Source organism: Rhizobium glycinendophyticum, assembly GCF_006443685.1.
In the GTDB taxonomy this organism is placed as follows: Bacteria; Pseudomonadota; Alphaproteobacteria; order Rhizobiales; family Rhizobiaceae; genus Allorhizobium; species Allorhizobium glycinendophyticum.
The window spans coordinates 2,926,401-2,948,826 of the sequence record NZ_VFYP01000001.1 but is presented as its reverse complement, the minus strand read 5'-3'; the positions used below and the strand labels follow the sequence as shown (position 1 = coordinate 2,948,826).

The 22,426-nt window shown below is 62.1% G+C and carries 18 protein-coding genes and 1 other RNA gene; 7 read left to right on the top strand and 12 right to left on the bottom strand.

Features of this window, described 5'->3' with window-relative positions; all coding sequences use genetic code 11:
• Positions 1-106: 106 nt before the first annotated feature.
• The 6 genes from FJQ55_RS14450 to tkt all read right to left on the bottom strand — a co-directional run bounded on the left by FJQ55_RS14450 (position 107) and on the right by tkt (position 8,941).
• Positions 107-1,018 (bottom strand): PhzF family phenazine biosynthesis protein, encoded by a 912-nt coding sequence (locus tag FJQ55_RS14450; RefSeq protein ID WP_140828930.1) that lies wholly within the window; start codon positions 1,016-1,018, stop codon positions 107-109.
• Between the two features lie 119 nt (positions 1,019-1,137).
• Positions 1,138-2,052 carry a fructose bisphosphate aldolase gene (locus FJQ55_RS14445; RefSeq protein WP_140828928.1) on the bottom strand — a complete coding sequence of 305 codons (915 nt, stop codon included), beginning with the start codon at positions 2,050-2,052 and terminating at the stop codon, positions 1,138-1,140.
• 386 nt (positions 2,053-2,438) lie between these two features.
• Positions 2,439-3,638 carry a phosphoglycerate kinase gene (locus FJQ55_RS14440; protein ID WP_140828926.1) on the bottom strand — a complete coding sequence of 400 codons (1,200 nt, stop codon included), beginning with the start codon at positions 3,636-3,638 and terminating at the stop codon, positions 2,439-2,441.
• Between the two features lie 79 nt (positions 3,639-3,717).
• On the bottom strand, positions 3,718-5,547 hold the full coding sequence (locus tag FJQ55_RS14435) for a potassium/proton antiporter (protein WP_140828925.1): 1,830 nt from the start codon (positions 5,545-5,547) through the stop codon (positions 3,718-3,720).
• 328 nt (positions 5,548-5,875) lie between these two features.
• Positions 5,876-6,886: a type I glyceraldehyde-3-phosphate dehydrogenase gene (gene gap / locus FJQ55_RS14430; RefSeq protein WP_140828923.1), complete on the bottom strand. Its 1,011-nt coding sequence runs from the start codon at positions 6,884-6,886 to the stop codon at positions 5,876-5,878.
• A 72-nt stretch (positions 6,887-6,958) separates the two neighbouring features.
• The gene (gene tkt / locus FJQ55_RS14425) at positions 6,959-8,941 is read right to left on the bottom strand and encodes a transketolase (protein WP_140828922.1); all 1,983 of its coding nucleotides are present in this window, start codon (positions 8,939-8,941) and stop codon (positions 6,959-6,961) included.
• A gap of 339 nt (positions 8,942-9,280) precedes the next feature.
• Here tkt and FJQ55_RS14420 point away from each other — a divergent pair, with 339 nt between their 5' ends.
• From FJQ55_RS14420 to ssrS, 3 genes are all read left to right on the top strand, one after another.
• A complete protein-coding gene (locus tag FJQ55_RS14420; protein WP_062279918.1) occupies positions 9,281-9,553 on the top strand; it encodes a DUF4164 domain-containing protein in 273 nt (90 codons plus the stop codon).
• Positions 9,554-9,637: 84 nt separating this feature from the next.
• Positions 9,638-10,021: a cell division protein ZapA gene (locus FJQ55_RS14415; protein ID WP_140828913.1), complete on the top strand. Its 384-nt coding sequence runs from the start codon at positions 9,638-9,640 to the stop codon at positions 10,019-10,021.
• Positions 10,022-10,098: 77 nt separating this feature from the next.
• Positions 10,099-10,257, top strand: a non-coding RNA gene (gene ssrS / locus FJQ55_RS14410) — 6S RNA.
• Positions 10,258-10,329: 72 nt separating this feature from the next.
• Here the strand turns inward: ssrS and FJQ55_RS14405 are convergent.
• The gene (locus tag FJQ55_RS14405) at positions 10,330-12,348 is read right to left on the bottom strand and encodes a methyl-accepting chemotaxis protein (RefSeq protein WP_140828911.1); all 2,019 of its coding nucleotides are present in this window, start codon (positions 12,346-12,348) and stop codon (positions 10,330-10,332) included.
• A 165-nt stretch (positions 12,349-12,513) separates the two neighbouring features.
• On the opposite strand from FJQ55_RS14405, the gene FJQ55_RS23550 reads away from it, so the two are divergent.
• The 3 genes from FJQ55_RS23550 (at position 12,514) to FJQ55_RS14395 (ending at position 14,880) form a co-directional block, all read left to right on the top strand.
• Positions 12,514-13,092: a 5-formyltetrahydrofolate cyclo-ligase gene (locus FJQ55_RS23550; protein ID WP_208758213.1), complete on the top strand. Its 579-nt coding sequence runs from the start codon at positions 12,514-12,516 to the stop codon at positions 13,090-13,092.
• Positions 13,093-13,101: 9 nt separating this feature from the next.
• Positions 13,102-13,926: a TIGR00282 family metallophosphoesterase gene (locus tag FJQ55_RS23545; RefSeq protein WP_208758200.1), complete on the top strand. Its 825-nt coding sequence runs from the start codon at positions 13,102-13,104 to the stop codon at positions 13,924-13,926.
• Between the two features lie 111 nt (positions 13,927-14,037).
• Complete coding sequence (locus FJQ55_RS14395; protein ID WP_140828909.1) at positions 14,038-14,880, top strand: MBL fold metallo-hydrolase; 843 nt, start codon at positions 14,038-14,040, stop codon at positions 14,878-14,880.
• An 8-nt stretch (positions 14,881-14,888) separates the two neighbouring features.
• Here FJQ55_RS14395 and FJQ55_RS14390 read toward each other — a convergent pair whose 3' ends face one another.
• On the bottom strand, positions 14,889-15,392 hold the full coding sequence (locus FJQ55_RS14390) for a pyridoxamine 5'-phosphate oxidase family protein (RefSeq protein ID WP_140828907.1): 504 nt from the start codon (positions 15,390-15,392) through the stop codon (positions 14,889-14,891).
• Positions 15,393-15,552: 160 nt separating this feature from the next.
• Here FJQ55_RS14390 and FJQ55_RS14385 point away from each other — a divergent pair, with 160 nt between their 5' ends.
• Entirely contained in the window at positions 15,553-16,299 is a 747-nt protein-coding gene (locus FJQ55_RS14385) for a YebC/PmpR family DNA-binding transcriptional regulator (protein WP_140828905.1), read from the top strand.
• Positions 16,300-16,391: 92 nt separating this feature from the next.
• Here the strand turns inward: FJQ55_RS14385 and glmM are convergent, their stop codons facing one another.
• The 4 genes from glmM to ybgF all read right to left on the bottom strand — a co-directional run bounded on the left by glmM (position 16,392) and on the right by ybgF (position 22,322).
• Positions 16,392-17,747 (bottom strand): phosphoglucosamine mutase, encoded by a 1,356-nt coding sequence (gene glmM, locus FJQ55_RS14380; protein ID WP_140828903.1) that lies wholly within the window; start codon positions 17,745-17,747, stop codon positions 16,392-16,394.
• A gap of 226 nt (positions 17,748-17,973) precedes the next feature.
• Positions 17,974-19,905, bottom strand: a complete 1,932-nt coding sequence (gene ftsH, locus FJQ55_RS14375) for an ATP-dependent zinc metalloprotease FtsH (RefSeq protein ID WP_140828901.1) — start codon at positions 19,903-19,905, stop codon at positions 17,974-17,976.
• Positions 19,906-20,025: 120 nt separating this feature from the next.
• Positions 20,026-21,267 carry a tRNA lysidine(34) synthetase TilS gene (gene tilS, locus FJQ55_RS14370; protein ID WP_208758199.1) on the bottom strand — a complete coding sequence of 414 codons (1,242 nt, stop codon included), beginning with the start codon at positions 21,265-21,267 and terminating at the stop codon, positions 20,026-20,028.
• A gap of 77 nt (positions 21,268-21,344) precedes the next feature.
• Positions 21,345-22,322 carry a tol-pal system protein YbgF gene (gene ybgF / locus FJQ55_RS14365; RefSeq protein ID WP_140828897.1) on the bottom strand — a complete coding sequence of 326 codons (978 nt, stop codon included), beginning with the start codon at positions 22,320-22,322 and terminating at the stop codon, positions 21,345-21,347.
• Positions 22,323-22,426 lie beyond the last annotated feature (104 nt).

Sequence of the window (22,426 nt, the reverse complement as noted above, 5' to 3'; positions counted from 1 at the left end):
GTGATGCCCGTAAAGGGGAGGTCGTCCTCTGAGCCTGATATAGGGCCTGATGACGTGAGGGGCAAGCGGCGGTGTGTGATGACGTTCTCCGCCCCGCTCCACCTTGTCAGAGGCTGAGGGTGCCGCGCATCACCTCGACCGATGACCCGGTGATGGTGACATGGTCGAAGACACCGTCGACAGAGATTACATCGAGGTCGATCAGGCTGCGCCGGCCCATCTCCACACCCTGCTCGATCCGGAGCCTGCGGTGGTTTACAGGCGGCGACAGCGTCGTCAAGAAGGCGCCGAGAGCCGCCGAGGCGCTGCCGGTTGCCGGATCTTCAAGCACGTTGTCGAGGGGTGCAAACATGCGTGCCCTGATGTGATCATGGCCGATCGGGGTGTAAAGGAACATGGCGCAGTCGCACTCTTCCGTCGGATGCGCGAGACTGAGCGCCTCGAAGGCGTCGCGATCCGGGGATGCTGCTGCCAGCGCATCGAGATCGGTCACCTCAACCAGGATGAACTTCAGCCCCACCGAGGCGAAGACCGGTAAATGTCGGGTGGTCTCGATCTCTCCGGCTCTAAGACGGAGGCACACCGCCACAGTCTCAGGCGTCAGCACAGTGCCGATCGTCAGCAGGCCCGGCGCGCGGATAGTCGTGCCGGAGACGGAGCCATCCGGATGCCTGCGTATGGAGACTTCAACGAGCCCGGCCTTTTCCTCGAAGCGCAGGAGATCGCCGATGTCGCGGCCGAAGAGGCTGCCGAGGGAAGCGATCACATGCGCGGTGCCGACATTGGGGTGGCCGGCGAAGGGGACTTCGGTCACGGGCGTGAAGATCCTCACTTCGGCGGTGTTGGCCGGGTCACGCGGCGGGAGGATGAAGGAGGTCTCGGAGTAACCGAACTCGGCCGCCACCGCCTGCATCTCACGGTCTGTCAGGTCCCGTGCGTCTGTGATGACGGCAAGCGGATTGCCGGCAAAGCGGGTGTCGGTGAAGACGTCGACAGTGACGAAGGGAAGACTGCGCATGTGCTGGCTCCGGGTCGCGAACAGAGCCTCTGCATAATGCAAGAAGCCCGGCAGGTGCCGGGCTTTCGTGTCCTGATGACAAGTTTGACGATGCGACGCTATCGTCTCCGACCCGCCTCTTACTCCGCAGCCATCGCGCCGACCTTCTGGACGCTGGCGGCATAGATCTGCTCGATGGTCTTGCCGATGCTCGCGTTGAATTCCGCGTCGCTCATCGTGACCCGCAGCTGTTCGGCGAGCGCACGCGAGAAGCTGGCGATCATGCCGTGGTTGCGGCTGAGCTTGTCGCAGGCATCGATCGTGCTGTAGCCGCCGGAGAGCGCGACGACGCGGACGACCGACTTGTGGGCGACGAGCGGCGCATAGAAGTCGTCGACCGTCGGGATGGTCAGCTTCAGCATCACCGTTTCATCGCCCGCCAGCTTGTCGAGTTGTGCTGCGATTTCGTCGCGCAGGATGGCTTCGGCTTCCACCTTGGTCAGGCATTTGATCGAGACTTCCGGCTCGACGATTGGCATGAGGCCTTGGCCGATGATCTGGCGGGCAACTTCGAACTGTTGGCGGACCACGGCTGCGATGCCGGCCTTGTCGGCTTGGGCAATCACGGAGCGCATCTTGGTGCCGAAAATACCCTTGTTGCGGCCACGGACCAGCAGAGGTTCGAGCTCGGGCATGGGCTTCATCAACTGCACGCCGTTCTGCTCGTCCAGCAGGCCCTTGTCGATCTTCAGGAAGGGCACGACGCCGCGCTTGTTCCAGAGATACGAGGGAACCTCTTCGCCGTCGACATGGCCGTCCATTGTGCGTTCGAAGAGGATTGCGCCGATGACCTTGTCGCCGGTGAAGGCCGGCGCCTTCATGATCCGCACCCGCATGGCGTGGATCAGGCGATACATCTCGTCATCGCCCTGATAGTCGCTCTCGGTTACCCCGTAGAGACGCAAGGCGCCCGGTGTCGAGCCGCCACTCTGGTCCAGTGCGGCGATGAAGCCGGGTGCCGAGGTGATCTTGTTCAACATTTTCGCGTCCACCATCTTTCACTCCTATCCCTGTACTTGGCGCCGAGCGCTCATGTCTGTCCGTTGCTCTGACGATCAGCAGGTTCTGACGACCTGACCTGTCCTCCGATCCATCTCCGTGAGACAGCCTCACATCGGCGATAACAGAAGTTCTGCGACGGGAAAATGGGAGCCTAAGCTATTGAAACGATTGAAATGATTTCAATCGTTTGAATGATTAAACTTTTTAAACGCTTTTCAGCCGGTGCAGTCTCATCGCCTCTTCAACGTCCTTGAGGTGTGATGACAATCCTGCAGCAGGGCGGAAGTTCCGTCTTCTGAACAGACTGGAGCACACGCCACAAAAAACCGCGCAGCTCGCACTGCGCGGTCGATGATACGCGGTGAGCAAGGGGCCGGGATCAGCCCTTGACGAGGACTGCCACGCCCGGCAATTCCTTGCCTTCCATCCATTCGAGGAAGGCGCCGCCTGCCGTCGAGACGTAGGAGAAATCATCCGCCACGCCCGCGTGATTGAGCGCCGACACGGTATCGCCGCCGCCGGCAACGGAGACGAGCTTGCCGGCGCGGGTCTGGGCTGCCGCATGTTCGGCAGCCGATACAGTTGCCTTGTCGAACGGGGTGATCTCGAAGGCGCCCAGCGGGCCGTTCCAGACAAGGGTTGCCGCCTTTTCGATCCAGCCGTTGACCAGTTCCACCGACTTCGGGCCGACATCAAGCATCATGGCGTCTGCCGGGATGGCGGACACGTCGACCGTCTCGTTGGCCGCGTTCGCCTTGAATTCGCGCGCGACGACACCGTCGACAGGCAGGACGATGGCGCAACCGGCGGTCTTGGCAGTCTCCAGGATCGAACGGGCGGTGTCGGCGAGGTCATGCTCGCAGAGTGACTTGCCGACATCGATGCCCTGGGCGGCGAGGAAGGTGTTGGCCATGCCGCCGCCGATGACCAGCGCATCGACCTTGGTCACGAGGTTGGACAGAAGGTCGATCTTAGTGGAGACCTTGGCACCACCGACGATGGCGACGACGGGGCGGGTCGGCTTGCCGAGGCCCTTTTCCAAGGCTTCCAGTTCGGCCTGCATGGTGCGGCCGGCATAGGCGGGCAGGTGATGGGCAAGACCTTCGGTCGAGGCATGCGCCCGGTGCGCGGCCGAGAAAGCGTCGTTAACGAAAATGTCGCCGTTCTTCGCGAGTTCGGCGGTGAAACCGGCGTCGTTCTTCTCTTCGCCCTTGTGGAAGCGGGTGTTTTCCAGAAGTAGAATGTCGCCGTTTTCCATTTTGGCGATGGCATCCGTTGCCGCTGCTCCGATGCAGTCCGAGGCGAAGGCGACACTCTGGTCGAGAACCTCTTCGACCGCAGGCGCGATCAGGGACAGCGACTGGTCGGCCACCGGTTCGCCCTTTGGACGGCCGAAATGGGCAAGCAGGATGACCTTGGCGCCCTTTTCGGACAGTTCGAGGATCGTCGGTGCAACGCGTTCGATCCGCGTGGTGTCGGACACCTTGCCGTCCGTCACGGGAACGTTGAGGTCGACGCGGACAAGCACGCGCTTGCCTGCGATGTCGGTGAGATCGTCGAGTGTCTTGAAAGCCGGCATGGTCGTACCCGTCTGATATGCTGTTGAATGGGACGGCCGGACCTTACACCGCTTATGTGACGGTGCAAGGCAAGCACGTTCATTTTTCGCCCGTCGACCCCGCGTCGGATGCCTTGCGCTTGGCGCGCAGATAGTCGCGCAAGGCATGGGCGAGCTCGCGGACATTGAGGAAGATCGGAAGCGTCGTCGCCGGTGCGACCGGTTCCAAGGACACGCCGACGGAGGCGATATGGCCGTTCTCGTCGATGTCGCGGACGATAAGGACAATCGTGTTGAGACGGACACGGTCGGCATAATCGGCGCGTCCGCCGACGCGCTGGGTGATCAGCTCGGCCACTGTCTTGCCGCGCTCGCTTTCGGAGACGGAGAGCGGGCCATAGGCATCGTCGAGGTTCTTCACCTGCGTTGCCGGCGAGATCGCGAATGTGCCGAAGAATTCGGTGTCATCGTCGGCAACAGCCGCTTCGGTTGCGAACAGTCTGTCGAGCAGCCGCGAATAGCTGGGTGCGATGAAGAGATAGACGTGATCGTTCTCGCGCAGGCGGCCGGCATACTGGTAGCGCATGGACTTGCCATCGCGAATGACGAGCGAGGGCATGGCCCAGCGGGGGATGCGTTCGCCGCGCAGCACCGGGCTGCCTTTGACGACGCGGTAGGCGAGAAGTTCATGGTTTGCCGTGCCCGGCAGATCCAGTTCCACCTTGTCGATGGCACCGATGCGCGGCGGGATGATCAGGCCGAGGCGCTTGGCAAGCGGCTTGATCGTCCAGCCCTGAATGACCAGCGATATCATCACTACAATGAAGGCGGTGTTGAAGAAGATGTGGCCGTCGGGGAGGTTGCCGACGATCGGCAGGATGCCGAGAAGGATGGAGACAGCACCGCGCAAGCCGACCCAGGCAATGAAGCCCGTCTCGCGCTGGGTGAAGTCGAAGGGTAGCAGGCAGAGCCAGATGGCAAGCGGTCGGGCGATGAAGATCAGGAAAAGCGCCAGAACTCCCGCCGGCAAGAGGATGGCGAGGAACTGCGACGGCGTCGCCAGAAGGCCGAGAACGAGGAACATGATGATCTGGGCGAGCCAGGTCATGCCGTCCTGAAAGCGGCTGATGGTGATGCTCGAAGGAAGCTTGCGCGACCCAGCGTAGATGCCTGCGACATAGACGGCGAGGAAGCCGCTCCCTTCCATCATGCCGGTGAACGAAAAGATCATCAGCGCCAGCGCCAGCATGAAGATCGGTGCGAGACCGCGCTCCACCTGCATGCGCTTCAAGATGAAGACAATGATCATCCCGCCGAGCAGACCGAAGGCGAGACCGATGCCCATCTGCTCGATGAAAAGCATGAGAATGTCGAGGCCGAAACCGTCAGTACCGCCACCCTTGGCAATCAGTTCGACCAGAGCCACCGTCAGGAATATGGCCATGGGATCGTTGGTGCCGGATTCGACTTCCAGCGAGGAGCGTACGCGGTCGCGGATATTGATGCCGCCGATGCGCAGAAGAAAGAAGACGGCCGCCGCATCGGTCGAGCCGACGATGGCGCCGAGCAGAAGCGCCTGCAGGTAATCGAGCCCGAGCAGGAGATGGGCGGCAACCCCGAAAATGCCGGTGGTCAGCAGCACGCCGACGGTCGCCATGGTGAGCGCAGGTGCGGCCGAAAGCCGGAAGGACTGCAGTGAAGTGCCGTAACCCGAATCGAAAAGAATGACGGCCAGCGCGAGCGAGCCAACGACATAGGCGAAGGGGAAGTTGGAGAAATCGATCCCGAGCCCGTCGACCCCGGCGGCGAGGCCGATGCCGAGGAAGAGTAGAAGAAGTGGTGCGCCGAAGCGAAAGGCGATCAGACTGGAAAAGGCAGCCAAGAGTACCAGCGCGGTCGCGACCAATGTGACGGCGTAGAATTCAGTCAATCCTTCTCCCCTTCCCGACAGCCGCGGGGGCGGCTGCCTCTCAATGCTGCCTCGCACCGCTTCCGGTTGTCAAACCGTCGAGCGGACATTTCTCCCGCTGTCATGGCGGGTTGGCGATGTAAGATTATGCAGATGTGCCGGATGGCACTCGTCTTTTTGGAACAAGATCATGATGAGAGTGGGGCGAAATTCAAAAAATTTAATTCGCCGGCTCCTTTTTTTAACTGGTTCTGCGTGCCGACGAGCTCTGGTGAGCGCGAAAGCAAGAACGAACAAAAAAGGGCGGGTTCTTGCGAACCCGCCCTTGTGAGACAGCGATTTCTAGGGATCAGAAGGTTTTGGACAGGGCTACCGCCGTGTCCGACATACGGTTGGAGAAGCCCCACTCGTTGTCGTACCAGGTCAGGATGCGGACGAAATTCCCCTCAAGAACCTTGGTCTGGTCAAGGGCGAAGATCGAGGAGTGGCTGTCGTGGTTGAAGTCGCGGGAGACCAGCGGCTCGTCGGTGTAGCCGAGAATGCCCTTCAGCGCGCCGTTGGAGGCGGCGATGATGGCGTCGTTGACTTCCTGGACCGAGGTCGTCTTCTTGGCGACGAACTTGAAGTCGACGACGGAGACGTTCGGGGTCGGCACGCGGATCGAGGTGCCGTCCAGCTTGCCCTTCAGTTCCGGCAGCACTAGGCCGACGGCCTTGGCGGCGCCGGTCGAGGTCGGGATCATCGAGAGCGCTGCCGCGCGGGCACGGTAGAGATCCTTGTGCATGGTGTCGAGCGTCGGCTGGTCACCGGTGTAGGAGTGGATCGTGGTCATGAAGCCGTGATCGATGCCGATGGCGTCGTTCAGGACCTTGACGACCGGAACCAGGCAGTTGGTCGTGCAGGAGGCGTTGGAGATGACCAGGTGGTCCTTGGTCAGCTTGTCGTGGTTTACGCCGAAGACGACGGTCAGGTCAGCGCCGTCAGCCGGGGCCGAGACGATGACGCGCTTGGCGCCAGCGGTCAGGTGGGCCGAGGCCTTTTCCTTCGAGGTGAAGATGCCGGTGCATTCCATGGCGATGTCGACGCCGAGTTCCTTGTGCGGAAGGGTGGCCGGATCCTTGATCGCGGTGACCTTGATCGGCTTGCCGCCGCCGACGATGATCGTGTCGCCTTCGACCTTCACATCGGCCGGGAACTTGCCGTGGATGGAATCGTAACGGAGCAGATGGGCGTTGGTCTCGACTGGGCCGAGGTCGTTGATCGCGACGACCTCGATGTCGGTGCGGCCGGATTCGACGATCGCGCGCAGAACGTTACGTCCGATACGGCCGAAACCGTTGATGGCAACTTTTACAGTCATTGGTGGACTCCCGATTGAATAGTGAGCTCTTGGGCAATGTCAGGGCGCCACAAGGACGCCCTGGCGGGAAGGTCAGGCAAGTTTGGCTTCGGCAGCCGCGACGACTGCTTCTGCGGTGATGCCGAAATGCTTGTAGAGATCCTTGGCCGGGCCGGAGGCGCCGAAGGACTTCATGCCGATAAAGGCGCCGGTCGAGCCGATAATCGCGTCCCAGCCCTGGCGGATACCAGCCTCGACGCCGATCTTCACCGGCGCATTGCCGATGATGGCTTCCCGGTAGTCGGCATCCTGCTCGGCGAACAGCTCGAAGCAGGGGACCGAGACGACGCGGGTCGAAATGCCCTTGGCGGCCAGCTGCTGCTGCGCCTTGATGGCGATTTCGACTTCAGAGCCGGACGCGAAGATCGAAACCTTGGCGTCGCTGGCCGAGATCAGCTCATAGGCACCGTGGGCGCAGAGGTTCTTGTCTTCGTATTCGGTGCGGGCCGGGATCAGGTTCTGGCGGGTCAGCGCCAGGCCGGACGGACGGTGCTTTTCCTTCAGCGCAATCTGCCAGCATTCCGCCGTTTCGGTTTCGTCGGCCGGACGGAAGAGGAGCAGGTTCGGGATTGCGCGCAGGGCGGCGAAATGCTCGACCGGCTGATGGGTCGGGCCGTCTTCGCCGACGCCGATGGAGTCATGCGTCCAGACATGCACGACGCGGATGCCCATGAGGGCGGCCAGACGCACCGACGGACGGCAATAATCGGAGAAGATCAGGAAGCCGCCGGAATAGGGGATCAGACCGCCATGCAGCGCGATACCGTTCATGGCAGCCGCTGTCGCATGTTCGCGAATGCCCCAGTGCATGTAGCGGCCGGAGAAGTCGGTCGGGGTGATCGACTTCATCTGGCTGGTCTTAGTGTTGTTCGACGGCGTCAGGTCAGCGGAACCGCCAAGCGTTTCCGGCAGCAGCCCGTTGATCACTTCCAGGACGTCTTCCGAAGCCTTGCGGGTGGCAACCGTCGGGTTATTGGCGGCGATCTTCTGCTTGAAGGCGTCGATCGCGGTGTCGAAGCCACCTGGCAGGTCGCCGGCAAAGCGGCGGTTGAACTCGGCGCGCTTCTCCGTGTCGGCTTTCGCCAGGCGCTCTTCCCATTCCTTGCGCGCCTTGTTGGAGCGCAGGCCGACCAGACGCCAAGCGTCCAGCACGTCAGCCGGAACGGAGAAGGCTTCGGCTTCCCAGTTGAGCGATTTGCGGGCGGCAGCGATTTCTTCTGCACCAAGCGGCGAGCCGTGAACCTTGTGGGTGCCCTGCTTGTTCGGGGCGCCGAAGCCGATAATGGTCTTGGCGGCAATGAAGGTCGGCTTGTCGGACTTGTGCGCGGCTTCGATCGCGGCTGCGATCTCGTCCGGGTTGTGACCGTCGATCTCGATGGTGTTCCAGTTGGCCGACTTCAGGCGGGCGATCTGGTCGGTCGAGTCCGACAGCGAGACAGCGCCGTCGATGGTAATCTTGTTGTCGTCCCAGATGACGATGAGCTTGTTCAGCTTCAGGTGGCCGGCAAGCGCGATGGCCTCCTGGCTGATGCCTTCCATGAGGCAGCCGTCGCCGACCAGCGCATAGGTGTAGTGGCTCTGCAGGTCGGAGCCGAACTCTTCGGAGAGCTTGCGCTCGGCGATCGCCATGCCGACGGCATTGGCAATGCCCTGGCCGAGCGGACCGGTGGTGGTTTCAATGCCGGAGGCATGCCCGTATTCCGGATGGCCGGCGGTCTTGGCGCCGAGTTGACGGAAGGACTTGATGTCCTCGATCGTCATGTCCTCGTAGCCGGTTAGATAGAGCAACGAATAGAGGAGCATCGAGCCATGGCCGGCCGACAGCACGAAACGGTCGCGGTCGGGCCAGAGCGGGTTCTTCGGATCGAACTTCAGATAACGGCCGAACAGGACCGTGGCGACGTCAGCCGCGCCGAGGGGAAGGCCGGGATGGCCGGAATTGGCCTTCTCGACGGCATCCATGGCGAGGAAACGGATCGCGTTCGCCATCCGGTTATGTTTTTCTGGAGAGATCATGGCTAGTCCGCTGGTTCGCAGTGTCAATCACGGCCCTTTCACAGGACCAAATGAGAAGCGAGCGATCCATATCAGGTGCGTCGCGCAAGTCAACAAAATGGCCCGATAGAAGCCTTTTATCGTGCAAGATCACATCGGTTTGCCGCTTTCCTGTGCGATCTCGCCCGCTGGCTTCCGTACGGGCAGATCGCACGTGTATTCCACAGAATTGGACTGTGCCGGATGGCCGCGCTTTATTGACGCGTGCCGAGCGCGGGGCTTACTGTCGCCGCTCAAATCACCCGGATTGCTTGGACGATTCGTGAAAACGAACGCGCAGCAACGAGGCAGAGGTCAAGGATGCCGGTGGAAAATTCGGTCGAAGCCGCGCTCGCGGCGCTTCGTCAGGCCGTGGGCGGCCTCGAAAATGCCGTCGACATGCGCTTTGAGGCGGAGCGGGAAAGCAGTGAAATCGACGCAGAGGTGCGCCGCGTTCATGCCGACCGCGCGCGGTTGGCACAGGAACTCGACGAGTCGCAGTTCCGGGCCAACAGCCTGGAAGAGGTCAACCGCGAGGTATCGCGGAGGCTTGTGACGGCCATGGAGACGATCCGGGCCGTCCTCGATCGGTGAGTGGTCCGGGCGTCGGCGCCTGCCAATTGTGTGATTTGGTGTTGGGCGTCGTCCCGGCCTTGTAAACGAAGAGTGGGATGGCCGATGGCCCAGGTGACAGTCACGATCGACGGCAAGGCCTATCGCATGGCGTGCGAGGAGGGGCAGGAGCCCCATCTGACCACGCTCGCCGGCCAGTTCGACCGTTATGTCAGCCATTTGAAGAGCCAGTTCGGTGAGATCGGCGATCTCAGGATCACCGTCATGGCCGGTATCATGGTGATGGACGAGATGGCGGAACTCAACCGCCGGCTTTCCTCGGCCGAACGCGAGCTAGCCGATCTGAGGCAAGGGCGCGACAGTGTGCTCGATGGTGCAAGCAAGCGCGACGAGGCGGTGGCCCAGACACTGATCGAAGTCGCCGAGCGGCTGAACGGCATTACCCGCAAGCTCACCCAGCGGCCGGCACCGGCAAGCCAGGACAGCTGATCTTTGCTTCTGATCTCGCGCGTCAGTTTGTTATTCTTGCCACTGGCGGATCGGTCCCGAAACGCCTATATCTGACTTGCGGTCTGCGCCTCACGACAGGAACCACAATCCCTGGGGCCATACTCGATCCAAAGGGAGCTGTCCCTGACCGGGCCCGTGGGCTCGGACATATGGCGCCCACCTACGTTTGTAGGCACCCAGGATCGTAAATCTCCATCGGTTGCCGTGGATCGCACTTTATTCAAGACATCACGCAAAAAGCCGCCGCGATTGCTCGCAACGGCTTTGTCTTTGAAGCTACTCGTCGGTCAGAATTCTTCCCAGTTGTCTCGTGCTGCGGCCGTTGCGGTGGCAGCGCCGCCGAAAGCTTTCGTCAGCTTGCCGACCATGGAACGGGCCGGCGAGGGCGCCGGGCGAGACTGGCTTTCGATTGCACGCGGTGCGGCCGACCGCGGGGCAGGGGCGGCCGACTGATAAGACGGGGCCGGAGCCTGTACGGCGCGATGGCCATCTGCGGTCTGGAACTGGCCGATCAGGCCCGCCAGCACGCGCGCGCTGTCTGCCAGGCGATGGGTAACGGCGGTTGCCTCCTCGACCATGGCGGCGTTCTTCTGGGTGAACTGGTCCATGTGGTTGACCGAGCCGTTGATCTCGTTCAGCGCCGTCGACTGTTCGCGGGCAGCAGAGGCGATAGCCGAGATGTGTTCGTTGATCGAAGCCACCTGGCCGGAGATTTCGCCGAGTGCCGTTCCCGTCTGCTGGACGAGAGAAACGCCGCCGGCAACGGCTTCGCCCGACTTGTTGATCAGCGCCTTGATATCCTTGGCGGCATTGGCCGAGCGCTGGGCGAGTTCGCGCACTTCCTGGGCAACAACGGCAAAACCCTTGCCGGCTTCACCGGCACGCGCCGCTTCGACGCCGGCGTTGAGGGCGAGCAAGTTGGTCTGGAAGGCGATCTCGTCGATCACGTTGATGATCTTGGAGATTTCGCTGGAGGCCTGTTCGATGCGGCTCATGGCATCGATGGCATCAGAGACGACCTTGCTCGAGCTTTCCGTGCTCTGGCGGGCGACGGCCGCGATCTGGGCAGCCTGGTCGGCCTTGGCCGAGGATCCACGGACGGTCGCCGTAATCTCTTCGAGCGCCGCAGAGGTCTCTTCCAGCGAGGCGGCCTGCTGTTCGGTCCGCTTTGACAGGTCATCGGTTGCAGAGCGCATTTCGGCGGAGCTCGCTTCGATGCCGGAGGTCTCGGCACGGATGTCGCCGAGGGTGCTGCTCAGCTTCTCGACGGAGGTGTTGAAGTCGACGCGCAGCTTGTCGAGATTGCCGGTGAAGGCCTGATCGATCCGCACGGTCAGGTCACCGTCGCTCAGCTTGTGTAGACACTGTGCCAGCACATCGACGGCCTGTTCGACGGCCTTGGCGTCCTCGGCCTTGGCGGCTTCGCGTTCCTGGCGTTCGCGCTCGCCCTGGGCGACGGCGTCGGCGGCGCGGCGTTCGATCTCGATCTTCTGGATCGCGCTTTCACGGAAGACGTTGATTGAACGCGCAAGTGCGCCAATCTCGTTCTTCAGGTCCTGATGCGGCACGTCGGTTTCCAGATGGCCGCTTGCCAATTGGTCGGCGACGCCGGTGATGCGCGGCAGGGCGCCGACGATCTGACGGACGAAGAGTGCGATGAGGGCAGTTGCAATGACGAGAACGATCAGGGCCGTTGTGCCGATCGCCCAAGCCATTTCGGTCGCGATGCCGTTGATGTCGGCCGAGCGGACGCCGGCATAGAGAATGCCGATGACGTCACCTGTCGGAGAGAAGATCGGCTGGTAGATGGTGTAATAGGGTACATCCAGGATCACGGCCTCGCCGCGATAGACCTCACCCTTGCTGGCGAAGGGATAGACGGCGCCCGTCTGTCCAAGTGCGGTTCCGACGGCGCGCTTGCCATCCGGCTTGATGATATTGGTCGTCCGGCGCCAGAAGTCCTTGCTCTCGGCATCCCAGGCGAAGATCGTCGCGGTCTGGCCCGTCATCCGTCCGATCGTGTCGATCATCGTGTGGTCGTTGAATTCCTTCGGGATCGCCTGCATGACGATCCGGTCGACGTTGCCGTTCGAAGCCCACGTGATCTTGGTGCCCGGCAGGTCGCGCTCAATGATCGTGGCAGCCGTGCGCAAGCTGGCATCCTGGCCGCTGATCGCCTGTTCCTGAATGCGGGTTGCAATGCTGCCCGAGATGACCCAGGAGACGGCGCCGAGCGACGCGACCAGGATCAAAACTGTCGTGGCGGTGATTGTCTTTGTGATGCCGAAGCGCGAGAGGATCTTCATGCAATGGTGCCCCTTAAATATTCGCTCTTGCTTGAATATAGAGCTATTCAGTTAGTCCTCCCTTTTGATGCTTAGCTCCCAAGATCTTGACGAATGATAAAATTGACAAAAGTCATCGATCACCCTCCCCAAATGTGGGGGTCTTCGGTCTGTGAGGTGAGAATGTTGGAAAAACGGGCTTTGAAGGCGGCGCTGCGCAATGAGCGCCTGGCACTGCGGGATCAGATCGATCCAGCCGTCAGGCTGGAGTTTGGTCTGGCCATGGCCGACTTCGCGGGCGAGGCGATCGATCTCGAACCCGGGATGGTGGTGTCGGGCTTCTTCCCGATCCGGTCGGAGGCGGATATCCGGCCATTGATGGCACGGTTGAAGGCGCGGGGCGCGCGTCTCTGCCTGCCTGTGGTGATGGACAAGGAAACCATCGTCTTTCGCGAACTCGTTACCGGCGCGGAACTGGTCGATACCGGGTTCGGGACGCGCGGACCCGGGCCGGAGGCCGAGGTTCTGGATCCCGACCTCCTGCTCGTGCCGCTCTCGGCATTCGATGCAAAGGGCAACCGGATCGGCTATGGAGCGGGCCATTATGACCGCGCAATCGCGCGTTTGCGGGAAAAAGGACGTAATCCGCGCCTGATCGGCATTGCATTCGACTGTCAGGAGGTGGCAGAAGTGCCCGATGAAGCGCATGACGTCCGGCTCGAGGCCGTTCTGACGGAAAGTGGCCTCAGAACATTCATGGAGTGATTGGACGAAATGCGACTTCTGTTTCTCGGAGATATGGTGGGCAAAACCGGACGGACGGCTGTGTGGGAGCGGTTGCCGGGCCTCATTTCCGATCTGAAACTGGATTTCGTCATCGTCAATGGCGAAAATGCCGCCGGCGGCTTCGGCATTACCGAGGACATCTATCTCGAGACGATCAATGCCGGCGCCGATGTCGTTACCACCGGCAACCATGTCTGGGACCAGAAGGAAGCCGTCTCCTTCTGCACCCGGCATGACCAGTTCCTGCGGCCGGCCAATTATCCTGCCGGCACACCGGGCAAGGGCTCGGGCCTCTTCTATGCCCGCAACGGCGCGCGCGTGCTCGTCGCCAACATCATGGGCCGCGTCTTCATGCATCCGGAACTCGACGATCCCTTCAAGTCGGCGGAGAGCATCCTTGCTGCCGCCCCGCTGAAGGAGCAGGCAGATGTCATCGTCTTCGACTTCCATGCGGAAGCAACGAGCGAGAAGCAGTGTTTCGGCCATTTCGTCGATGGGCGCGCCAGCTTCGTCGTCGGCACCCACACCCATGTCCCGACCGCCGACCACCAGATCCTGAACGGCGGCACGGCCTATATGTCGGATGCCGGCATGTGCGGCGATTACGACTCCTCGCTCGGCATGGAGAAGGAAGAGCCGCTCAACCGCTTCATCTCGAAAATGCCCAAGGGCCGCTTCGAGGCAGCATCCGGCCCGGCGACCATCTGCGGCGTCGGCGTCGAGATTTCCGATGCCACGGGGCTGGCGGAGAAGATTGCGCCGCTGCGTATCGGACCCCGGCTGGCAGAAACGATCCCGCCTTTCTGGGCGTGACTTTCCCTCGATAACACCATTGTGACGCCTCGGAGCCGACCGCTCCGCTTTACGCGCTGCCGCCGGTGCCGCATGCTTCGTTTATGGACGCGAAGGCGATGCGGGAGCGGCATGATGCTGAGACTGGTGTTTTCGAGCTTGGCCCTATTGCTGGTTGCGCAAGGTGTTCTTGCGCAGGAGGCCGAGCGACCGCCGGTCAGCCAATGCCAGTTGATCGCGCAAGCCCTGCCGCAGGTTCAGTTCGCGAGCTACAATCCAACCGCCAGCGTCGGTGGATCCGTCATTCCGGCACAGCTTCAGGAAGACGTGACGATCAGCTTCGTCGGCCATTCGACCTTCCAGATCGACACACCGGGTGGCGTCTCGATCGCCACCGACTTCAACGGTTGGCTTCGCACCTCACGGACACCCGATGTCGTGACGATGAACAAGGCGCATTCGAGCCACTACACAATGAACCCTGATCCGGCGATTGCAACGGTGTTGCAGGGCTGGAATGAAGCGCGGCCGGGCGAGAAGATCGAGCACAGGATCGTCGTCGGTGACGCTTATGTCCGCAATGTCTCGACCGATATTCGCAGCTGGGGCGGGGAGTTCGAGCCGAACGGCAATTCAATCTTCATCTTCGAGGTGGCTGGCCTGTGCATCGGCCATCTCGGTCACCTGCATCACGAGCTCACCGATGCGCATTATGCGGAGATCGGTCGGCTGGATATCGTGATGGTGCCGGTGGATGGTGGGCTCACCATGGGCGCAGAGAGCATGAGCCGGACGATCAAGCGCCTGAGGTCGGCCGTAGTCCTGCCGATGCATCGCCGCGGACCGATCGTCGATAGCTTCCTGGCGATGTTCGACGACAGCTTCGACATCGAGCGGTCGCAAAACAGCGGCTTCACGGTGTCCATGCGGACCTTGCCGAAGAAGCCGCTGATCCTGGTTCTCGCGGGGGTGTGACGCTTCCCTCAGGCGAAGCGGACGTGGCGGTGGACGCCGACGTCGGGCATCTTTTCGGGATCGAGGTTCGCCTTGGCGATTTCCCAGCCAAACTTGACCGTGCTGCCGGTCGAAGCCCAGATCTCGCCGTCGTCGAGCGACAGCGACAGGAGCACGAGGCTCGGGTCCGACTTGCCGCCTTCATACCAGGCGGCGACGACCGAATTCCAGTATTCGTCGATCTTCGCGCTGTCCTTGACGGCCGTCAGAGGGCCGGAGAGGCAGGCGTGGTAATCGTGGTTCTTGCCGACGACGCAGAAATGACCACGGCTGCCGGGACGCAGCGCCTTGACGAGATCGGTGTCGGTCTTGGTGAAGAACCAGATGGTGTTGGTGCGGTGATCGGCAAAGGGCGCCATGGGCCGCATATGCATGTCGGAACCGGCGAGGCCGAGCATGCCGGCATGAATATCCTCGATCTCTTCCCAGAGCTGTTCTACCGGGTTTTCGCGGGCTTCGCTGAAGCTTGCCATCTGTCCTGTCTCCTTGTCGTTTTGCGAGGAGAGCAACGAGCAGAGCAGGGACTTGTTCCGCGTCTTTCCGGCTCTCCCAATCGGTCGGCGCCCTTGAACCCGACCAGATTCGCCCGTATAAGGCGCCCATTCCAAACAATCAGACCTGATCAGGGGTGCCATGGCTGGCCATTCACAGTTCAAAAACATCATGCACCGCAAGGGGAAACAGGACGGTATCCGTTCGAAGATGTTCTCCAAGCTGGCGCGCGAAATCACGGTTGCTGCCAAGACCGGTCTGCCCGATCCGGCGATGAACGCGGCCCTTCGCCTGGCCGTGCAGAACGCCAAGGCGCAATCCATGCCCAAGGACAACATCGAGCGCGCCATCAAGAAGGCCTCCGGCGCCGATGCCGAGACCTATGATGCGATCCGCTACGAAGGCTACGGTCCGGGCGGCGTTGCCGTCATCGTGGAGACCTTGACCGACAACCGCAACCGCACCGCTTCCTCCGTGCGTTCCACCTTCTCCAAGGCCGGCGGCGCATTGGGCGAAACCGGCTCGGTGTCCTTCTCCTTCGACCATGTCGGCGAGATCACCTACAAGGCCTCCGTCGGCGATGCCGACAAGGTCATGGAAGCGGCGATCGAGGCCGGTGCCGAAGACGTCGTCTCGGACGAAGACGGTCACACGATCTACTGCGCCTTCGAGGACATGAACGAAGTTTCCAAGGCGCTGGAAGCGGTTCTCGGCGGTGCCGAATCCGTCAAGGCGATCTGGAAGCCGCAGAACACGATCGAAGTCGACGAAGAGAAGGCGACCTCGCTGATGAAGCTGATCGATACGCTGGAAGACGATGACGACGTGCAGAACGTCTATTCGAACTTCGAAGTGTCGGATGAGGTCATGGCCAAGCTCTCGGCCTGATTTTCAAAGACATCCGCAGAAACAAGAAGCCCGGCTGTGTGAACAGCCGGGCTTCTTGCATTTCGCCTTGGATGCGGCGGTGGATTCTCGTCTCAGGCAGCGGCGCTGCGGACGCTGGCGATCACGTCAACGAGGCCGTTGACGATGCGCTCGACCTGTTCCTTGTCGTCGCCTTCGGCCATGACGCGGATCAGCGGCTCAGTGCCGGAGGGGCGGATGACCAGGCGGCCGGTTTTGGCAAGCTCGGCTTCCGCGTCTGCGATCGCCTGCTTGACCACAACGTCTTCCAGCGGCTTGCCGCCGGAGAAGCGGACATTGCGCAGCAACTGCGGCACGGGATCGAAGCGGTGGCAGATTTCGCTGACCGTCTTGCCGGTGCGCTTGACGGCGGCCAGGATCTGCAGGGCGGCCACGAGGCCGTCGCCGGTGGTACCATAGTCGGAGAGCACGATGTGGCCCGACTGTTCGCCGCCGACGTTGAAGTTGTGGCTGCGCATATGTTCGACGACGTAGCGATCGCCGACCTTGGTCCGGGCAAGCGTGAGGCCCTTGTCGCTGAGGAAGCGTTCCAGGCCGAGATTGGACATGACAGTTGCGACGATACCGTCGCCGCGCAGCGTGCCGTCCTGTGCCCAGGTTTCGGCCACGACGGCCATCAGCTGGTCGCCGTCGATCACGGTGCCGTTCTCGTCGACGATGATGACGCGGTCGGCGTCGCCATCGAGCGCGATGCCGATGTCGGCGCGCACTTCATGGACCTTCTTCTGCAGCGCGTCGGGGTGGGTCGAGCCGCATTCGAGGTTGATGTTTGTCCCGTTCGGCTCGTTGCCGATGGTCACGACTTCGGCGCCGAGCTCCCAGAGCACGGCGGGGGCGACCTTGTAGGCAGCACCATTGGCGCAGTCGATTGCAACACGTAGGCCCTGCAGGGTCACGTCGCGGGGCAGGGTGCGCTTGGCGAATTCGACGTAGCGGTCATGGACACCATCGATACGTTTGGCGCGGCCGATGTCGTGGGCAGACGCCAGCTGGCCGTAGATGTCCTTCTCCAGCAGGTCCTCAATCTGCGATTCCAGTTCGTCGGAGAGCTTGTAGCCATCGGGGCCGAAGAGCTTGATGCCATTGTCGGCGAAGGGATTGTGCGAGGCCGAGATCATGACGCCGAGGTCGCAGCGCAGCGAGCGGGTGAGCATGGCAACGGCGGGCGTCGGGATCGGGCCAAGGACGAAGGCATCGAGACCAGCGGCCGTGAAGCCCGCAACCATGGCGTTTTCCAGCATGTAACCGGAAAGGCGGGTATCCTTGCCTATCACCACGCGATGGCGATGTCCGCCACGGCGGAACAGGGTGCCGGCGGCGATGCCGACGCGCATGGCAAGATCCGGGGTCATGGGGAAACGGTTCGACAGGCCGCGAATGCCGTCCGTGCCAAAATAACGACGTGTCATCTGTATTCCTTCAAGTCAGGGCCGAGGCCTTCGCTGCCCTTCAAGAGGGCGCGCCAACGGACTGCGTAGGCTGCTCATGCCACATCTCGCGGCAAAGAACACATAAATTACCGCAAAAATTGATTACATCCCGTTACCATTCGCCGTTACGGCCAAGACGGCAGCTACGGGACAAAAAAGGCCATCCGCGAGGATGGCCTTATGTTCGACGATCTGGTCGTGCGGCTCAGTGCGGCTGTGGTTCCAGCCCGCCTTCGGTTTCGCCGCCCTTGTTCAAGTCCTTGCGGCCAGTCGAAGGGACGGCCGAGCTGCGACTCGTGGGGCCTTCGTCGCCGCTGTCACGCGACGGCTTTTCCCCGCGGATCAGCGCCTTTATCTCTTCACCCGAGAGCGTTTCGTATTCGAGCAGCCCTTCGGCGACGGCAACGAACTCGTCGTGGTGGTCGGTCAGGATGCGGCGGGCCTCTGTATAGGCTTCGTCGATCAGGCGACGGACTTCGGTGTCGATCTTCTGGGCCGTGGATTCAGAGACGTTCTTCGACTGCGATACGGAATGGCCGAGGAATACTTCCTGCTGGTTCTCACCATAGGCAACCTGACCGAGCACGTCGGAGAAGCCCCACTGGGTGACCATGGCACGGGCGAGCTTGGTGGCCTGCTCGATGTCGGATGAGGCGCCGGAGGTGATGTTCTCCTTGCCGAAGGTCAGTTCTTCGGCAACGCGGCCGCCCATCATGATGACGAGGCGCGAGACCATCCACTTGTAGCTCATCGAGTAGCGGTCGCCCTCGGGGAGCTGCATGACCATGCCGAGCGCACGGCCCCGCGGAATGATCGTCGCCTTGTGCAGCGGGTCGGCAACCGGCACCTGCAGTGCGGTGATCGCGTGGCCGGCTTCATGATAGGCGGTCAGCTTCTTTTCGGCTTCGGTCATGGCGGAGGAGCGGCGTTCCGCGCCCATCATGATCTTGTCCTTGGCGTCTTCGAATTCCGACATGGTGACGACGCGCTTGTTGCGGCGGGCGGCCATGAGGGCGGCTTCGTTGACAAGGTTCATCAGGTCGGCACCGGAGAAGCCGGGCGTACCACGGGCGAGAACCTTGAGGTCGACGTTCGGGGCAAGCGGCACGTTGCGGGCGTGGACCTTGAGGATACGCTCGCGGCCGATGATGTCTGGGTTCGGCACGACGACCTGACGGTCGAAGCGGCCCGGACGCAGAAGCGCGGGGTCGAGGACGTCGGGACGGTTGGTGGCCGCGATCAGGATGATGCCTTCGTTGGCCTCAAAGCCGTCCATCTCGACGAGCAACTGGTTGAGCGTCTGCTCGCGTTCGTCGTTACCGCCGCCGAGGCCGGCGCCACGATGACGGCCGACGGCGTCGATTTCGTCGATGAAGATGATGCAAGGCGCGTTTTTCTTCGCCTGTTCGAACATGTCGCGGACGCGGCTTGCACCGACACCGACGAACATTTCGACGAAGTCCGAACCGGAGATGGTGAAGAAGGGCACGTTGGCCTCGCCGGCAACCGAGCGGGCGAGCAGGGTCTTACCGGTACCCGGAGGGCCGACGAGCAGCACGCCGCGCGGGATCTTGCCGCCGAGGCGCTGGAACTTCTGCGGGTCGCGGAGGAATTCGACGATTTCTTCCAGGTCCTGCTTGGCTTCGTCAACGCCTGCAACGTCGTCAAACGTGACGCGTCCGTGGGCTTCGGTGAGGAGCTTCGCCTTGGACTTGCCAAAACCCATGGCGCCGCGCGAGCCGCCCTGCATCTGGCGCATGAAGAACAGCCAGACGCCGAGGATCAGCAGCATGGGGAGAAGCGTGCCGATATAGCTCAGGAAGCCGGACGAGCCGTCGGTTTCCGGACGGGCGACGATCATGACGTTCTTGGCTTCGAGCTTGCTCAAAAGGTTGTCGTCGACGACGGGCGCATAGGTCTGGAAGGCGGTGCCGTTTTCGGAATAGGTGCCGAGAACGCGATTGCCGGTGACGGTGACGTCGCGCACCCGACCCGAATCAACCTCGCGCAGGAACTGCGAATACGGAATCTCGCGCGAGCTCGATTGCGACGGTGACGTCTGGAACATGCTGAACAGGGCGATCAGCAGAAGGGCGATGATCGCCCAGAGCGCGAAATTGCGAAAATTTGGGTTCATGGAATTCCCCGAACAGGTGTTGCAGGACGAAGTCCCGCTGTCTTAACGGCTAACATAGGAGCGCAGTGCGCCATTGCCAAGGCAAACCGGCCGTCTCGCATCGTTTTCCGTCAATAAGTCTTAAACGGGACAGGCAATTGCGGGTTCCCGGCCGAAAAGGCGCGCGATCTGGTCGGCGAGCGGGAGATCGAAGTCGGATAGATATGGATCGAAGAGGGACAGCCGCGTGGTCAAGGTCACCTGTGGCGGAGCCCGGCCATCGGCATCGGGCAAAGTCCGGATTTCCGGGCTGTTTCCGCTAATGGCGCTGCGGATGGGATAAGGCAGCTCGGGCGAAATCGCCGACGTCGCGCCCGGTACCACAACTGCGTCAACCGGACCGTGGTTCGTGATTTCATATCGCCCGTCCCAGACGATGATCCTGCCCGAGGGCAGGGGGAGCGGCAAAAGACCGCGCCTCTCGCGCGTCAGGAACAAATCCAATTTTCGCCGGACGACGAGGCAGCCGGAAAGCGTGAGGGCGAAGTCATTGCCGTTCGCCAATTGTGTAAGCAAGCGATGCAATGATTGTGTCGAGGGCCGGTGGGGACGCCCGCCGAGCGCGGCCGACAGGGTCGAGAGCGCATGCCCGACCGCGGGTTCCGGGTGCGACGTCGTCCCGTCGAGACGGAGCCGGATGACTTGTTCGACGGCGCAGTCCGCCTTTTCGGCGAGCCAGGCCGCCGCCCGTTTCGACAGATGCCTGCGCTCCTCTGCGGCGCTAAGGATCGCTACGAGATCAGGTTCCAGATGACGGGTGCGGATGCGCGCACGCTCGGAGCGGAGATCCTCGTTGCTGGGGTCGTCGATCCAATTCTGGTTGCGTGCATCCAGATAGGATCGGATGGCGGCACGCCGCGTCTGCAGGAAGGGCCGCAGGATCCACAGACGGCGCGCGTACAGCGTGGCGGCGGCCATGCCGGAGAGGCCGAGCGAGCCTTCGGACGATCGTGCGGAGCGCATCGCGATGGTCTCGACCTGATCGTCGAGCGTATGGCCGGTCACGACGGCGTCGGCGCCGAACCTCGTGGCGGTTTCCGCAAGCAGGCGGTAACGGGCGTCGCGTGCGGCGGCAGAAAGACCGGTCTTCGGCTTTTCGCCCGTCCAGCGGAGGATCTCGTGGGGAATGGAATGGGCCCGGCACAGGGCCTGGACCGCCAGCGCTTCATCGGCAGAGGCCGGACGAAGACCATGATCGACGGTGACGGCGCAGAGCGAATGGGGGAGCTTGTCGGCGTCGAGCGCCTCTTTGAGCGCAATCAGCACACCGGTCGAGTCGCTACCGCCGGAAATGGCGACGAGCAGACGCGCGGGCTTTTTCAAGGATGACAGAAAGGCGTGAGCAGCCCGTTGCGGCGTACGAGGGCCAGGCAGGACTGATGCCCCGGCCTCTGTTCTCATCAGCAACGCAGGCGCTTCTGCTCGCTCGCGACCTTGGAGACGACGGCGCGGGAGGCTTTCGGGTAACGCTTGGAGACTTCGCGCAGGGTGGCGCAGGCGGTTTCTGTATTATCAAGGGCTGCGAGAGACATGCCGAGCTTCAGCAGCATTTCAGGCGCCTTGGGGGAGGTGTTATAGGTCTGGTGGGCGTTGAGGAAGGTCTTGGCCGCCTCGTTGTAATTGCCCTGCGAGTAGAGCGCTTCGCCGAGCCAGAAGTTGGCGTCTGCAATCTTGGCGCTGCTCGGATAGGCTTCGATGAAATCGCGGAATTCGCTTTCGGCGAGGCTGTAGTCGCCCGAGAGCACATGGCCGTAGGCGACCTGGTAGACGTCGGCCTCGGAGTTCAGCGATGCGGTCTGCTTCGGCGCGGCAGGCGGCGTGACAGAGGGGGCAATCGTCGGGGCGTCTACGCCGGGAAGCGTGGAGGCATTGGCACCGGGCGCTTCATTGATGGTGGCGTCAACGGGTACACCCGAGGTGTCCAGGGCGATCTCGCCCAAAGTCTGTTCGCCGGGTGCAGTACCGGAAACGTCGGCGCTGGCGCCGACGTCGGGGGTATCCGTGATGATTTCGGCGACGGAATCGGAGCCACCGCCGCTATCGACCGGTTTCGTCAGCGAGCCGGTCTTCTTCTTTTCGAGATCCTGGAAGCGGAACTCGTTGTCTTCCTGCTGCTTGCGGATCGTTTCCTGCATCTGCAGAAGCTGGAAGCTCATTTCTTCGATACGGCCGTTGAGCGCGCGCAGCTCTTCCTCGAGCTGCTGAACGCGCACCGTTGGATCGGTGGCCTGGGCGAGGTGGAGCTCGGCCTTCGGCTGCTCCGGCGCTTTCTTGTGGCCGAGCGAGACGGTCGGAAACAGCTGGAACGCGTCTGCGCTGCCATGCAGTCCCGTGAGCGAGGCCGTCGCTAGGAGAGCGGCCATCACAAGTTTCTTCATGTCCCTTTTCCTGTTTTCGCGATGAAGTGCACCGAACCGGCGCTTACAGGAGATTTTTCCAATTGCCTGCAAAAAGCAACCAAGTTCGGCCAAACTAAGGAGAA

Coding starts and splice junctions, on each gene's coding strand:
- FJQ55_RS14450 (WP_140828930.1), bottom strand. CDS start 1,018: ATGCGCAGTCTTCCCTTCGTCACTGTCGACGTCTTCACCGACACCCGC.
- FJQ55_RS14445 (WP_140828928.1), bottom strand. CDS start 2,052: ATGGTGGACGCGAAAATGTTGAACAAGATCACCTCGGCACCCGGCTTC.
- FJQ55_RS14440 (WP_140828926.1), bottom strand. CDS start 3,638: ATGCCGGCTTTCAAGACACTCGACGATCTCACCGACATCGCAGGCAAG.
- gap (WP_140828923.1), bottom strand. CDS start 6,886: ATGACTGTAAAAGTTGCCATCAACGGTTTCGGCCGTATCGGACGTAAC.
- tkt (WP_140828922.1), bottom strand. CDS start 8,941: ATGATCTCTCCAGAAAAACATAACCGGATGGCGAACGCGATCCGTTTC.
- FJQ55_RS14420 (WP_062279918.1), top strand. CDS start 9,281: ATGCCGGTGGAAAATTCGGTCGAAGCCGCGCTCGCGGCGCTTCGTCAG.
- FJQ55_RS14415 (WP_140828913.1), top strand. CDS start 9,638: ATGGCCCAGGTGACAGTCACGATCGACGGCAAGGCCTATCGCATGGCG.
- FJQ55_RS14405 (WP_140828911.1), bottom strand. CDS start 12,348: ATGAAGATCCTCTCGCGCTTCGGCATCACAAAGACAATCACCGCCACG.
- FJQ55_RS23545 (WP_208758200.1), top strand. CDS start 13,102: ATGCGACTTCTGTTTCTCGGAGATATGGTGGGCAAAACCGGACGGACG.
- FJQ55_RS14395 (WP_140828909.1), top strand. CDS start 14,038: ATGATGCTGAGACTGGTGTTTTCGAGCTTGGCCCTATTGCTGGTTGCG.
- FJQ55_RS14390 (WP_140828907.1), bottom strand. CDS start 15,392: ATGGCAAGCTTCAGCGAAGCCCGCGAAAACCCGGTAGAACAGCTCTGG.
- FJQ55_RS14385 (WP_140828905.1), top strand. CDS start 15,553: ATGGCTGGCCATTCACAGTTCAAAAACATCATGCACCGCAAGGGGAAA.
- glmM (WP_140828903.1), bottom strand. CDS start 17,747: ATGACACGTCGTTATTTTGGCACGGACGGCATTCGCGGCCTGTCGAAC.
- ftsH (WP_140828901.1), bottom strand. CDS start 19,905: ATGAACCCAAATTTTCGCAATTTCGCGCTCTGGGCGATCATCGCCCTT.
- ybgF (WP_140828897.1), bottom strand. CDS start 22,322: ATGAAGAAACTTGTGATGGCCGCTCTCCTAGCGACGGCCTCGCTCACG.